The organism is Mycobacterium sp. SMC-19 (assembly GCF_045310815.1).
Classification (GTDB): domain Bacteria; phylum Actinomycetota; class Actinomycetes; order Mycobacteriales; family Mycobacteriaceae; genus Mycobacterium.
The window spans coordinates 209,555-224,923 of the sequence record NZ_JBJIAM010000008.1 but is presented as its reverse complement, the minus strand read 5'-3'; the positions used below and the strand labels follow the sequence as shown (position 1 = coordinate 224,923).

Sequence of the window (15,369 nt, the reverse complement as noted above, 5' to 3'; positions counted from 1 at the left end):
TGCCTACGCTTCGTTTGCCAGGGCGGACGGGCTGGCGTAGGGGATCTGCCACCCGGCGCCCTCGGCCGCGGGCCGCAACGCCATCGCGGCCCGGTCGAAAGACCGGGCCGCGATGCTTGGAGCGGGCGACCAGTAGCGCGCCCCTCCCCCTACGGGTTGTTCGCGCCGTTGTTGCCAGTAGCGGTCTGCCCGTCCGCGTTCTGGCTGTTGACCGCGTAGACGTCGCCCTCGGTACCGTTGCCGCCAGTGGCACCCGTGCCGGTGCCACCATTACCGCCGGTGCCCGTGGCGTTATTCGCCGACGGGTGGTCGGCCGGGGTGCCGGTGCTGTCGAGGCCCGCCGCGACATTGCCATCGGCTCCGGCGCCGCCGGTGCCGCCGTTGGCACCGGTGCCGCCGTCGCCGCCGGTGCCCGTGCTGCCGGTGGCACTGCTGTTCTCGCCCAGTGCGTTGACCCGGCCGGATCCTGCGTTGCCGCCCTGGCCGCCGTTGCCGACGCCGCCGGTGCCGCCGTTCGCGGTGCCGCTGGCGACGGCGTCGGTCCCACCTGCGGCGATGCTGGCCTTGCCGCCATTGCCGCCGAAGCCGTTGTTGTAGGCGGCGCCACCGTCACCGCCCGTCGACGTGCCGCTGGCCGTCCCGCCATTGCCACCGGCGGTCGGGTTCCCGAAGAAGAAGGTGGTCTTGGAGCTCTGGATGTCGGAGCTGCCACCGTTACCGCCGACGCTGCCGTTCCCGGTGGCCTCACCTCCGGAACCACCGGTGGATGTGCCGTAGGAGTTGCCTCCCGGGCCGTTGGACTCGAGCTCACCCCATGAGCCCGTACCGCCGTGGCCTCCGTAGTTTCCGGCGCCGCCATCACCGCCGATCGCGGTGGCGGTGTTGCCGCCCCCACCAACCGAGCCGCCGGCGACGTCGACGAGCAGCTCGCCCTTCCCGCCGTCACCGCCAATCCCGGCATTGCCAAGCCCGCCGGCGCCGCCGTACGCCTCCCCGGTGATGGTGCTGCCGGCCCCGGTCGCTCCGGCCACAGCGACGCCGCCGTCGCCACCCGAGCCGCCGTCCTGGCCATAACCACCCTCGCCACCCTTGACAGTGGTGTCGGTGATCTGCGCCCCGTCGGTCGCCGTGATGCCGGCCGCTCCCCCATCACCAGCCGTAGCACCGACAGAGCCGTCGGTGGCCCCAGCGTTGCCACCAGTCGCGTGACTCCCGGAGATCAGGCTGCCCGCGCCGGTGGCGCTCAGGGTGGCCGCACCGCCGGCCGCGGTGTCGCTGGCATTGCCGCCGGTGACGGTGCTGCCGGAGATGACCCCGCCGTCGTTGACGGTCGCGGTGGCCGCGCCGCCGGCGAAGTTGGCAGTGTTCAGCCCGCTGGTGATGGTGGTGTCGGTGATGCTGCTGCCGGCTCCGCTGACGATCAGCGAGTTGTTGGCGCCCGCGTCACCGTTGGCGCCGTTGAGTCCACCGTCGATGCCATCACCGCCGACCACATGGCCGCCGTCGATGGCACCGTTGTCGAGCGCGGACATCGTCGCCGTCCCGCCGCCGCCACCATTGCCGCCGGCGCCGGTGGCCGAACCCGCACCACCGTCACCGCCGTTGCCGCCGGTCGCGCTGCTCGCGGAGGAGACGGTGCCACCGGTGCTGGTGGAGATGCTGGCAGCACCGCCGTCGCCGCCCTTGCCGCCGTTGTGGCCGCCACCGGCGTCGCCACCGGTACCACCGTTGCCGCCGGTGACGGTGCCGCTCGACGTGCTGCCGCCGCTGATGGTGGCGGAGGCGCCATTGCCACCGGCCCCGCCGTTGGCGGCGTTTCCGCCGGCACCGCCGGCGCCGCCGTCACCGCCGTTGAGGGTGACGCCGGAGTAGTTGGTGCCGTCACCGACAGTCAGGATCGCGCTAGCACCGCCCCCGCCTTTGCCGCCGACACCGCCGTTGGTGCCGACCGCTCCGTTGGCGCCACCGTCACCGCCGGACACATGTCCATCGGTGACACTGCCGCTACCGGTGACGGTGATCTCGGCATTACCGGCGCTGGCGGTGTAGGCACCAGCCGTGCCGCCGATGGCGGTGCTGCCGGAGATGTTGCCGCCGCTGTTGGGGTCACCGAAGGTCCCAGCAAAGATGTACGCCTGACCACCGAGGCCCTGGGCGGCGTTAGTGCCGTCAAGCCCGGAGCCACCGGCGCCGCCAGTGGCGATGCCGTCGGTGGCCTGACTGTCGGTGCCGTTCGCGACGATCCGGCCCTGGCCGCCGGTTCCGCCGTGGCCGCCTGCACTGGCCGCACCACCATCACCGCCGGTAGCGGTCCCGCTCGCGTCGCTGTTAATGCCGAAGGCCTGGATGTTGCCGATGGTGCCGGCACCACCGACACTGCCCGCACCAGTGGCGTCACCGCCATTGCCGCTCTGCCCGGTACCACTCGCGTGCGCCCCAGCGGCAAACGCTCCCACCTGGCCACTGCTGCCGCTACCGCCGGTGCCACCCGCCAAACCGGCGCCACCATTACCGCCGATGCCGCTGCCGCTGGCTACCGCACCCGTTCCGCCGGCGACAACGCTTCCGATTCCGCCGTCGCCGCCCTTGCCGCCGCCGGTGCCCTGACCGCCATTGCCGCCGTTCGCGGTTCCGCTGGCCGAGCCGTCGTTGCCGCCGATTCCGGTGCGGACAAAGCCGCCCTGAATATTGCCGCTGCCGCCCTTTCCGCCGATGCTGCCGCCACCGGTCGCGTTGCCGCCGTTGCCGCCGTGGCCATCACCGGAAGCGCTGCCTCCGGTGCCACCTTCCACGCCGGCGGTGACGGCCGAGTAGCCACCGGCGCCCGCGGTGCCACCCGCAAACGCGTTGCCGCCGTCGCCACCCGTTGCCGAAGCCGCACTCACACTGCCGCCGTTGGCGGCTTCGACGTCGGAATCAGAACCCGCACCGCCGATGCTGCCGGCGCCGTCTCCGGTGCCGCCGTTACCGCCGCTGGCGTCACCGCCGGCGGTGCTTCCGGCGCCGTCGGCGGTGACCCTGCCCATGCCGCCGATGCCGCCGGCGCCGCTGTTGGTGCCGGCGCCGCCGTCGCCACCGATGGCGTGGCCGTCGGTGATGACGCCGCCGGCCGTGGCGGTGACGCTGGCGTTGCCGGCATTGCCACCGGTGCCGCCGTTGGCGTCGCCGACCCCGGCCTTGCCGCCGGCCGCCGAGCTGTCTGTGATCGTGCTGACGCCGTCGTCGGCGGTGACCGTGGCCGACCCGCCGTTGGCGGTGGCGTTGCTGTCTTGCCCGGTGGCCTGGCTGCCCGAGATGCTGGCGCCGTTGGTGGCCTGCAGCAGTGCGGTTCCGCCATTGTGGCCGGCTGCGCCGTCCCCGCCGGTGGCTCCGCTGTTGGTGATGGTGTCGCCGCCGGATGTCACGGTGTTCGGGTCACCGGCAAAGACCTGCGCCCGGCCGCCCTGGCCGCCGTCGACCCCGTTGGCGCTGCCACCGCCCTTGCCGCCGGCCGCGGTGCCGTTGGTGATCGTGTCGCCCGTGGCGTTGGTCTGGACATACGCCTGACCGCCCGCGCCGCCGGCCTTACCGGCGCTGCCCGCACCACCGTCACCGCCGGTGGAGCTGCCATTGGTGATGGTGCTGTCCTGGGCCAGCGCGCGGACCCAACCCAGACCGCCGTCGCCGCCCTTGCTGCTCGCACCGTCGCCGTCACCGCCGTTGCCGGCCTGGCCGGTCCCGCTGGCGTACGTCCCATCGCCGAGCGCCGCCACCTGGCCGTTCTGGCCGTTGCCGCCGGTGCCTCCGTTGAGGCCTTGGCCGCCGTTACCGCCGTGGCCGGTGCCACTGGCCTCCGCGCCGGTGCCGCCGGCGTTGATGCTGCCGTAGCTGCCGTTGCCGCCGGTGCCGCCACCGGTCGCGTTGCCGCCGTTGCCGCCGATCGCGGTGCCATGCGCGGTACCGCCGGGCCCGCCCAGACCGCTGTGCGCCTCGCCGGCATCGATACCACCGTTGCCACCCTTGCCGCCTTGGCTGGTGGCATCGGTCCCGGTGCCGCCGGTGCCACCGCTCGCCTGCCCATAGGAGGTGCCGTCCTGGTGCGCCTCGACACCGCCCAGGCCACCCTTGCCGCCGGTCCCACCGTTGTCGCCGGTGCCGCCGGACCCGCCGGTGGCGGTGGTGGCGGGCGCGCCCACAGCCGGGTCGTCGATGACCTTGCCGCCGTCGGTGGCCGAGATGTAGCCGGTGTTGCCGTCGCCGCCGGTACCGCCGGCTTTGCCGGCGCCGCCGTCGCCGCCGGTCGCGGTGCCGGTGGCCGCACTGCCGGCACCGTCCGCGGTGACGGTGCCGAGCCCGCCGCCGCCACCCGTGCCGCCATTGCTGCCGTCACCGCCGGTACCACCGTTGGCGGTGCCGCCATCCACGCTGCCGCCGTTGGTGGCGCCCACCGCTGCCGCACCACCCACACCACCGGCGCCGCCGTTGCCGTCGCCCGTCCCGGCGTTGCCACCGGTCGCGGAGCTGTTGGTGACGGAACTGTTCACGCCGTCGGCGGTGATGCCCGCGGCGCCGCCGGCCGCGCTGTCGCTGCCGTCGCCGCCCTTGGCGTGCCCGTCGGAGATGCTGCCGCCGTTCGTCGAAGTCAGCGAGGCAGCGCCACCGGCCCCGCCGGTACCGGCATTGCCACCGGTCACCGAGCTGTCGGTGATCGTGCTGCTGGAGTCGATGGTCACCGTCGCGCTGCCACCGGCGAACTCGTCCGTCGAGTTGCCGGCCTGGATCGTCAGGTTCGTGACGTTGCCGTTGATGATCGCGTCGGCCACGGCACCGGTCAGACCGGCCGCACCGGGTGCGGTCGCGGTGCCGTCGCCACCGTCGCCGCCGTTACCACCGGTCGCGGTGACGCCGCTGGAAGATCCGCTGCCGCCGACGTGGGCACCGCCACCGCCACCGCCACCGCCACCGCCGTAGCCGATGCCGCTACCGAGCCAACCCGCGCCGCCGCTGCCGCCGTCGCCGCCGACCGCGCCGGTGCCGACCGAGGCACCGGAACCACCGGCGCCGCCTGCGCCACCCTGGGCACCCACGCCACCGTTACCGCCGTTGCCGCCGGTACCACCGGACTGCGGGGTCGAGCCGCTCATGCCTATGCCATCGCCACCCTGGCCGCCGTTGCCGCCGGCACTGCTCGTGCCCGCCGTGCCGGCCGTCCCGTTACTGCCGGTGGTGCCACCGGTGCCGCCGGCGCCCGCGGCACCTGCGGCGCCGCCGTTGGCGCCGTTACCGCCGTTTCCGCCGTTGCCCGCGAGCAGGCCAGTGCCGCCGTCCGCGCCGGCACCGCCACTGCCGGCCGTGCCCGCGTCGCCGCCGGTACCACCGTTGCCGCCCTTGCCGCCGGCGCTGCCCGTCAGGCCGGTACCGCCCTTGCCGCCGCCGCCACCGGCGCCGCCGGCGCCGGCGTTGCCGCCACTGCTGCCCGCCGCACCCGCGGTGGTTGCGTCGACGCCGTTGCCACCGTCGCTGCCGTGACCGCCGCTGCCGCCGCTACCGCCGGCACCACCGCCGTTGCCGTTGCCACCGGCACCACCGACACCACCGTTACCGCCGGCTACGCCGTTCGCGCCGGAGGGAGCACCGGTGGTGCCCCATGTGGCGGCGCCGCCGGCTCCACCATTGCCGCCGTTACCACCGGCAGCTGTGGTGCCGGTACCACCGACGCCACCTCCACCGCCGTTACCCGCGATGCCGCCGGTGGCGGTACCGCCGGCACCGCCGTCGCCACCGTTGCCGGCGGCACTGCTGCTACCGCTCTGGTTGCCGCCGGCGCCACCGGCCCCGCCGTTACCGGATTGACCCGGGTGGTAGTCGTCGGGGGTCGCGCCGAGGTTGGTACCGAGGCCGCCGTCGCCGCCCGCACCGCCCTTGCCGCCATTGCCCGCAGCAGCGGTGGCCGAGCCGTCGGCGCCCTTACCGCCCGCGCCGCCACTGCCGGCCCAGCCGCCGGTGCCCTGTCCGCCGTTCTGGCCACCGTCGGTGCCGGCACCGCCCTGACCGCCGGCGCCACCGTCGCCACCGGCACCGCCATTGCCACCGTCGAGACCACTGCCGGCCGTGGCATTGGCGCCGCTACCACCGCCAAGGGCTTGGCCACCCTGGCCGCCGCGACCGCCATTACCGCCGCCGACGCCACCGATGCCCTGGCCACCGGCTCCACCGTTACCGCCCGCACCGCCGTTGCCGGCGTCGCCGCCGTCGAGGTGCGCGGCGGTACCGCTGGCTCCACTGCCGCTCTGACCGCCGCGGCCACCCAGGCCGCCGTCGCCACCGTGGCCGTTGACCCCGTCCGAGCCGCCATCTACCCCGGCCCCGCCAGCCCCGGCGTTGCCGCCGGTGCCACCGTCGGTCGCGGCACCGCCGTCCATGCCGCTGCCGGCGGCGGCTCCACCGCCTGTGCCGCCTTCGCCGCCGACACCACCGCTGCCGCCCGCACCACCACTGCCGCCGCTGGTGCTGTCGGCACCGTGACCACCGACACCACCGGTGCCACCGTTACCGCCGGCACCGGCCGCTCCGGCATCTCCGGGAGTGGTGCCCTGGCCGTAGCCGCCATGGCCGCCGTGGCCGCCGACACCACCGTCGCCGGCGGCACCACCGGTGCCACCGATGACGCCGTCACCGCCGAGACCACCACCACCGCCGTTGCCGCCGACGCCACCGGCGCCACCATCGGCGCCGAGGTCCGAGCCCCAGCCGCCGCGGCCACCGTCACCGGCAAGGCCGCCCGCACCGCCCGTACCACCGGTACCGGCGTTGGACGCGCCACCGCCGCCGCCCTGACCACCGTCACCGCCGTCGCCGGCCGTACCACCGGCCAGCGTGTAGTCGTAGCCGTTGTAGGTGTGGCCGGTGTTGTTGTTCGCTCCGGCCCAGCCGCCGGTCCCGCCCTTACCGCCGGCGCCACCGGTACCGCCGTTTCCGGTGGGACCGGTCGCCGCACCACCTTCGCCACCGCTACCACCCTGACCACCGGCTCCGCCTTGACCGGTGGTGTCGCCACCGTGGCCGTTCTGGACTCCGCCCTGGCCGCCGTTACCGCCGGCGCCACCGGCGCCACCGGTGAAGCCATCGCCGCTGGCGTTGTCCGCCCCGACCGCACCCGCACCGCCCTTACCGCCGGCGCCACCGTTGCCCGCGCCCAATGCGTGGTCGTAGGTGCCGACGTAGGCGTTGCCGCCGTTGCCGCCTGCTGCACCGGCCTGGCCGGTCCCGTCACCGAGCTGGCCGACACCATCGCCGCCGTCGCCGCCCTTACCGCCGTCACCTCCGAGACCGACTGCACCGTGGTCACCTGCCGCGGCATTCGTGCCGTCACCGTTGTCGCCACCGGCACCGCCGACACCGCCCTTACCGACCGCACCACCATTACCGCCGTCGCCGCCCTTACCCGCGGCCGCGCCCACGCCGGCGTCTCCGTTACCGCCATCGCCGCCATTGCCACCGATGCCGCCGGTTCCGCCGATACCGCCGTCGCCGCCCTGGCCGCCTGCACCGTGCTGGCCGCTTCCGCCGCCGCCGGCCGCACCGGCCGCACCGCCGGTCCCGCCTACGCCACCGTTGCCGCCGTCGGTGGCGTTGCCGCCATTGCCGCCATTACCGCCGGCCACACCGGTGTTGCCGGAGTTGTCGGTGCCCGCCGCACCATCGGCACCGGCACCACCGCTGCCGCCGGTGCCACCTTCGCCGCCCTGGCCACCATTGCCGCTGACTCCGGAGATCGCGCCACCGGCGCCACCGGTACCACCGGCACCACCATTGCCACCGGTACCGCCCGCGGTGGTCGCCGAAGCGCCTGCGGTAGCGCCACCGATTCCCGCCACACCGGTCGCGCCCTTGCCGCCGGCACCGCCGTTACCACCGTTGGCGTGCGAGCCACCGGCGCCACCTTCGCCGCCCTGACCGCCGTTCTGCGCGGTCGTGGTGGCACCGATGAGGCCGGACCCATCGCCGCCGACGCCACCGTTGGCGCCGACGCTGTCGGTTCCCGCCACACCATCGCTGCCGTCGTTGCCAACACTGCCGGCTCCGGTGCCTGCCGCGCCGCCCAGGCCGGCGAGTCCGCCGTCGGCACCGTCACCGCCCTTACCGCCGCTGCCGGCGTTGGTACCGCCACCGCCACCGGCTCCGTTGCCGGCGCTTCCGGCCGTACCGGCGTTGCCACCGCTGCTGCCGGCGCCGCCGTCGCCGTTCGTGCCGCTGCCACTACCGCCGGCGCCACCAGCGGCCCCCGCGCCACCAGCACCGGCGTTGCCGCCGTCACCGCCATCACCACCGCTACCGGCCGTGGCGCTGACACCCGCTCCTCCGCTGCCGCCGGCACCGGCAGTGCCGGCGTTTCCGCCCTTGCCACCGATGACACCGTCACCGCCGTTGCCACCGGCGCCGGCATTGCCGCCGGCACCACCGGACGTGCCGCTGTCGCCGGGGTTGACGCCAGAGACACCGGACACCCCGGTGGCGCCGTTGCCGCCCGCTCCACCGTTACCGCCCTGGCCGGGGTGATAGTCGTCGATCGTGGCGTAGTCGTTGGTGCCGGCACCGGCGTTACCACCCGCGCCGCCCTTGCCGCCGCTACCGCCGATTAGTCCGCTGCCCGCGGCAGCAGTGCCGCCGTTGCCGCCCTGACCGCCCTGACCGCCCCAACCACCCGGGCCTTGACCGCCGTTGGCGCCGCCGTCGGTGCCGGCACCGCCCTGACCGCCGTCACCACCGTTGCCGCCCGCCCCACCGTTACCGCCGTCCAGGCCGCTACCGGCGGCTTGGTTGAGGCCGCTGGCACCCGCACCGGCGAAACCGCCCTGACCGCCCCGACCACCGTCGCCGCCACCAACGCCGTTGATGCCCTGACCACCGGCACCGCCATCGCCGGCTTGGCCACCGTTACCGCCGGCCAGGCCGTTGCCGTCCACGTCATGGCCGCTGTTCGGGGCGCCTTGACCGCCCCGGCCGCCCTCGCCACCCGTACCGCCGGTGCCGTCGGTGCCATCCGTGCCGCCGTTGTGGCCGGCCCCTCCGGCGCCGGCATTACCACCGTCGCCACCGTCGGTGCCCGCGCCACCATTGCCGCCCGAGTTCCACTTGGCGACACCGCCCGTGCCGCCCTCACCGCCGGTGCCTCCGCTGCCGCCGGCACCACCGTTGGTGGCGTTCGTGCCGATACCACCCTCTCCACCGGTACCACCGTTGCCACCGACACCGGCCGCACCGCCGGACATGCCGTCGGTGCCTGCGGGGTAGTTACCCGAGCCACCGTGGCCGCCGTGCCCACCGACACCACCGTTGCCGGCGTTGCCACCATCGGTGGCGGTCAGGCCAGAACCACCTGCACCACCGTTTCCGCCGTCGCCGGCAGCGCCGCCGACCCCGCCGACACCGTCCGCGCCACCCTGGTCACCTCCGGTGCCACCGCGGCCACCGTCACCGCCGTCGCCACCGTTACCGGCTTTACCGGCATCACCCTGGCCACCGGCATTGCCACTGCCGTTGTTCAACGCACCAGCGGCGCCACCGTTGCCTCCGGCTCCGCCGTCGCCGCCGAGGCCGCCCTGGCCGCCGTTGATGTTCGCCGTCGGATACAGCGCGCCGACCGCGTGGTCAGCACCCCAACCGCCGTCGCCACCGTCACCACCGTCGGCACCGGCCCCACCCTTGCCGCCGCTACCGGCGTTGCCGGCCAGCGCACCGCTGGCACCACCGGCGCCGCCGTTACCGCCTGCGCCACCGGCCTGGCCGGCACCGCCAGCACGACCGGCGTCCGTGGCCGGAAGATGCTGCGCAGGATCGTTGACGTTGCCGATGCTCTCCCCGTTGGCGCCGAGCACACCGTCGCCACCGCTACCGCCACTGCCGCCGGAGCCGCGACTGCCGCCGTCACCACCAGCACCGCCGTTGCCGCCGCGGTCACCGGCGTTGACGCCGTTGAAGCCGTCACCACCGTTGCCGCCGCTGCCGGCGATGCCGGTGATCTCGGTGCCATCCGTTCCGGCCCCGCCATTGGTGGAACCCGTTCCCGCTGTACCCGCGTGACCCGCCGCGCCGACCTCGCCGCCCTTGCCGCCAGTACCGCCATCGACATGGGTCGCGGTACCGTCCGCGCCCTTACCGCCGTCACCGGCCGTGCCCGCGTTGCCTCCGTCGCCGGCGTCACCACCGACACCGGTGGCACCGTTCGCGCCGCCACCGGTCGACGTACCGCCCACGCCGCCCTTGCCACCATTGCCGCCGGATCCACCGCTGCCGCCGGATCCGCCCGCCTGACCACTTCCGCTGCCACCGTTGGCGAACGTGCCGACGGCACCGGTGACCCCGTCGCCACCGCTACCGCCATTGCCGGCGTTGCCACCCGCACCACCCGCGCCGCCGACATTCCCCGTTCCACCAGCTCCGCCATCGCCACCAGCGCCGCCCGAGCCGCCGTTTTGGCCGGAGTCACCGGCGTTGGCGCCACTGGCACCGACATACCCGGCGCCGCCCTCACCACCGGCGCCACCATTACCGCCGTCGCCCTGCGTGGCGTGGGTGGTGCCATCGGCTTCGAGACCGCCCACGCCGCCGTTACCGCCGGCGCCACCCTTACCGCCGGCCGTGCCGTCCGGGTCGGCCTGAGTGCCCGCGTTACCCGCGGCCCCGACCGCACCGTCGCCACCATTGCCGCCCACACCGGCCGTGCCGTCCGCGGCGTGTCCGCCCCCGACCTCGACACCGCCATGCCCCGCGTTACCGCCGACACCACCATTGCCACCGGAGGTGCCCGCTGCAGCACTGCCATCGGTGGCCGCGTCGTAGCCAGTGCCACCGGCGCCACCGGAGCCGCCCGTGCCCGCCGAACCATTCGTGCCCGACGTGGCGTGGTTGCCGCCACCGGAGTCGCCACCGGCGCCACCGGCGCCGGCGTTACCGCCATCGCCACCATTGCCACCGGCACCACCGGTGCGATCCTCAGCAGTACCTGTGGTTCCGACTGCGCCATCGGCGCCATTGGTACCCGAACCACCATTACCGCCGACGCCACCGACACCGTGGGCACCCGGGTTGGCACCCGTACCGCCGACGCCACCATCACCACCTGCGCCACCGTTGCTGCCGGAGACGCCCGCGCCCGCGCCCGCAGCCACCGCGTCGTAGCCGGCACCACCCTTGCCGCCGGCCCCACCATCGCCACCATCACCCTGCGCGGCATGGGTGGAGCCATCAGCTTCCAGACCACCCTGGCCACCGTTACCGCCCGCGCCGCCTGCGCCACCGGCGGTGCCGTCAATGTTGGGTGCGGTACCGGCCGCACCGTCGGCGCCGTCCTTGCCGTCGCCGCCGTTGCCGCCCACACCGGCCGTGCCGTCCGCGGCGTGTCCGCCCCCGACCTCGACACCGCCATGCCCCGCGTTACCGCCGACACCACCATTGCCACCGGAGGTGCCCGCTGCAGCACTGCCATCGGTGGCCGCGTCGTAGCCAGTGCCACCGGCGCCACCGGAGCCGCCCGTGCCCGCCGAACCATTCGTGCCCGACGTGGCGTGGTTGCCGCCACCGGAGTCGCCACCGGCGCCACCGGCGCCGGCGTTACCGCCATCGCCACCATTGCCACCGGCACCACCGGTGCGATCCTCAGCAGTACCTGTGGTTCCGACTGCGCCATCGGCGCCATTGGTACCCGAACCACCATTACCGCCGACGCCACCGACACCGTGCGCACCCACGGTGGAACCACTGCCGCCAGCGCCGCCGTCGCCACCAACACCGCCGTTGGTGCCCGAGGTGCCCGGTGCGGCAACCTCGGCAACCGCGTCGTAGCCGGCACCACCCTGGCCGCCGGCACCGCCGGCACCGCCGGCACCGTCAGCGACACGGGTGCTGCCATCTGCCTTCAGGCCGCCCTGACCGCCGTTACCACCGGCGCCGCCGGCACCACCATTGCCTCCGGCCACGCCCGCGGTGTGACTGTCCGCACCGGCGTAGCCCGCACCGCCCTGACCACCGACACCACCAACACCGGCCGTGCCGTCCGTTCCGTTGCCGGCCTGAACACCAGCACCACTGAGACCACCGCTGCCGGCCTTGCCCGCGTTACCACCAGCGCCACCGTTACCACCGGCGGTGCCATCCACATGGCTGGCCGTGCCGTTGGTGCCGGCCGCACCCGCGGCACCCGCACCACCGTTGCCGCCGTTGCCCCCGACCCCGCCGAGACCGGCCGCACCGTTATTGGTGCCATGCCCACCGACGCCCCCGGTACCACCGTCGCCGCCGATACCACCGTTGGTACCAGTGGCGCCCGCCGTGGCCCCGGCCACGCCATTGCCACCATTGCCACCCTTGCCGCCGGCACCACCGCCACCACCATCGCCCTGGGCAGCACGGGTCCCGTCGGTCTGCAGACCGCCCTGACCACCGTCACCACCAGCACCACCGGCGCCGCCGTTGGTGCCATCGATACGTCCGACGCCGGTGTTGGAACCATCGCTTCCGTCAACGCCCTTGCCGCCGGAACCGCCCTTGCCGCCGACACCGGCCGAACCGTCACTGCCACCGGCAGCCTGAGTTCCATCGCCGTTGTCGCCGCCGGCACCGCCCTTGCCCGCATTACCGCCCGCACCACCGGTCTGGCCCGCCGTGCCATCCACATGCGTGGCCGTGCCATCGGCACCGTTACCGCCCGTTGCGCCGTCGCCACCAGAGCCACCGTTGCCGCCCACACCACCGAGCCCGTGAAGTCCCGCATTGGTACCGGTTCCGCCGACTCCGCCGGCTCCACCCGCACCGCCGTTGCCGCCGTTCTCACCGGCCGCGCCCGCCGTCGCACCATCCAGGCCCTCATAACCGGCGCCGCCCTTACCACCGGCACCACCATTGCCGCCATCACCGCTGGCGGCGCGACTGTTGTCGACGTCCAGGCCGCCCAGGCCGCCATTGCCGCCGGCGCCACCGGCCTGACCCACCCCACCGTCCGGGTTGGCCTGCGTACCCACGGCACCGGCTTGGCCATCAGTACCGGAACCACCGTTGCCGCCGACGCCGGCGGTCCCAGCAGCGGCCCGGCTGCCGTTGGCCTCAAGACCGCCCACGCCGGCGTTACCGCCGACACCACCGTTGCCGCCCGCGGTGCCTGCGGCTGCCGCCAGGTCGGACGCGGCGTCATAGCCGGCACCACCGACGCCACCGTTACCGCCCTTGCCCGCCACACCGCTGGCTCCACTGGCGGCGTGGTTTCCATTACCGGAACTACCACCGGCGCCACCGGCCCCGGCGTTACCGCCATTGCCACCATTGCCACCGGCCCCGCCGTCGGGATCGGCCGCCGTACCGTCCGTCCCGGCACCACCGTTCGCGCCGTCGGTGCCGCTGCCACCCTTGCCGCCCACGCCGCCAACACCGTGCGCACCCGCGGTGGAACCGGTACCGCCGGCGCCACCATCGCCACCGGCACCACCGTTGCCGCCCGAAACACCCGCGCCCGCACCGGCAGCCAGCGCGTCATAGCCCGCACCACCCTTGCCGCCGGCGCCACCGTCACCACCGACACCCTGTGCGGCGTGCGTGGTGCCATCGACTTCTAGGCCACCCTGACCACCGTTACCGCCGGCGCCACCGGCGCCGCCGGCCTTGCCGTCGGGATCCACCGCCGTGCCCGCGGCCCCGTCAGCGCCGTCCTTGCCGTCACCACCGGCACCACCAGCACCGGCCGCACCCGCCGCCGCGTGCGTCGTGCCATCAGCCTGCAGGCCACCCTGCCCCGCATCGCCACCAGCACCGCCATTGCCACCAGCGGTTCCGGCCAGCGCGGTCGCGTCCGACGCCGCGTCATAGCCCTTACCTCCGACGCCACCGCTGCCGCCCTTACCCGCGGAAGCGGCCGCACCGCTGTCGGCCTGCCCACCGTTACCTTGACCACCGGCGCCGGCCAGCCCGGCGTTGCCACCGTGTCCGCCGGCCTCACCGGCGTAGCCATCCACATGGCCGGCAGTCCCCTCCGCACCATCGGCACCGTCGTGGCCGTCGCCACCGCCACCTGCATTGCCGCCGACACCACCGACGCCCTGCGTACCCGCGGCACCCGCACCGGCGTTAGGGATGAACCAGCCGCCCGCACCGCCGGCACCGGCAGTACCGGCGGCACCACCATTGCCACCTAGACCACCATTGCCACCGCTCGTCCCGTCGACGACGAGACTGGTGCCGTCGGCCCCGTCCGCACCGGACCCGCCGACACCACCCTTGCCGCCGTCACCGGCCGCGCCGCCCTTTCCACCAGCGCCGAACCAGTACGAACCCCGGCCACCGGCACCACCGTTTCCACCGGCACCGCCATTGCCGCCGTTGCCACCATTGCCGTCTCCGCCGTTGGCGAAGCTGCCCGCCAGACCCGCGGCACCAGCCAAGCCGTCGCCGCCCTGGCCGCCGATGCCGGCCGTGCTGAAAATCGCCCACAGGGCGGCGTCGCCACCGATGCCACCCGTACCGCCGACGCCACCGGCGGTGACCGCGTCGCCGCCGTTACCGCCGGCGCCACCGTTGCTGAACCAGGCGAACAGACCCGCGGCGCCTCCATCGCCACCGTCGCCGCCCTCGGTACCGTCTCCACCGGCACCGCCGTCGCCGCCGAACAGACCACCCTGGCCACCGTTGCCACCGTCGTCGCTGGCGCCGGTGCCATCGGCATCCCAGCCCGCGCCACCATTGCCATAGATCCAGCCACCGGCGCCACCGTCAGGGTTAGCGGCCGTGCCGTCCGCTCCATCACCGAATGGCATCAGCCAATTGATTTCGCCCCAATTGAACGACGCGTCCGAGGCACCCGGAAGATCAAGCGAGGCGGCCCCGATACCGGCCAGATTCAGATCCGCCAGGATCGCGTCCCACATGGCCGGCTCACCGAGGCCATCGAAGAACGGCGTCCAACTCCCCGGATCGAAAACGACCGCCCAGGCGGCCTGGTCGCCCCAGTTGGCACCCAGATCGGCGACGGCGTTCCCCAGATCGGCGCCGAACAGATCCACCCACACGTCGTCAAAATCGGCGTGCGCCACCGGCGCCCCCGCCCACGGCCCCAGCCCAAAGGCGAGAAACGCGCCGACCGCGGTCCCGGCACCAAAGACACGGTTGCGACGAACCTTAAATCCACCCTGACGATGACGAGCCATGACGTCACTCCCCTTAACTGACGCACAACGCAGACACAGCTATCTCGTTTGGGGAGTTAGGTTAACAGCGATTCTCGCCCAGTCAACCCCGGTACACTATGACAGACGGTAGTACTGCGTTGGCGCTTGTTACCCCTGATTACGGTTAGTTGGCCTCCGTAAGGAGACTTACAACTAGTGTTGTCACTTTCACTGCTCA

General features: G+C 74.0%; 1 protein-coding gene. It reads right to left on the bottom strand.

Annotated features, from left to right (window positions below; all coding sequences use genetic code 11):
• Positions 1-149: 149 nt before the first annotated feature.
• Positions 150-15,170, bottom strand: a complete 15,021-nt coding sequence (locus ACJH5R_RS18210; protein WP_406782531.1) for a beta strand repeat-containing protein — start codon at positions 15,168-15,170, stop codon at positions 150-152.
• Positions 15,171-15,369: the final 199 nt, after the last annotated feature.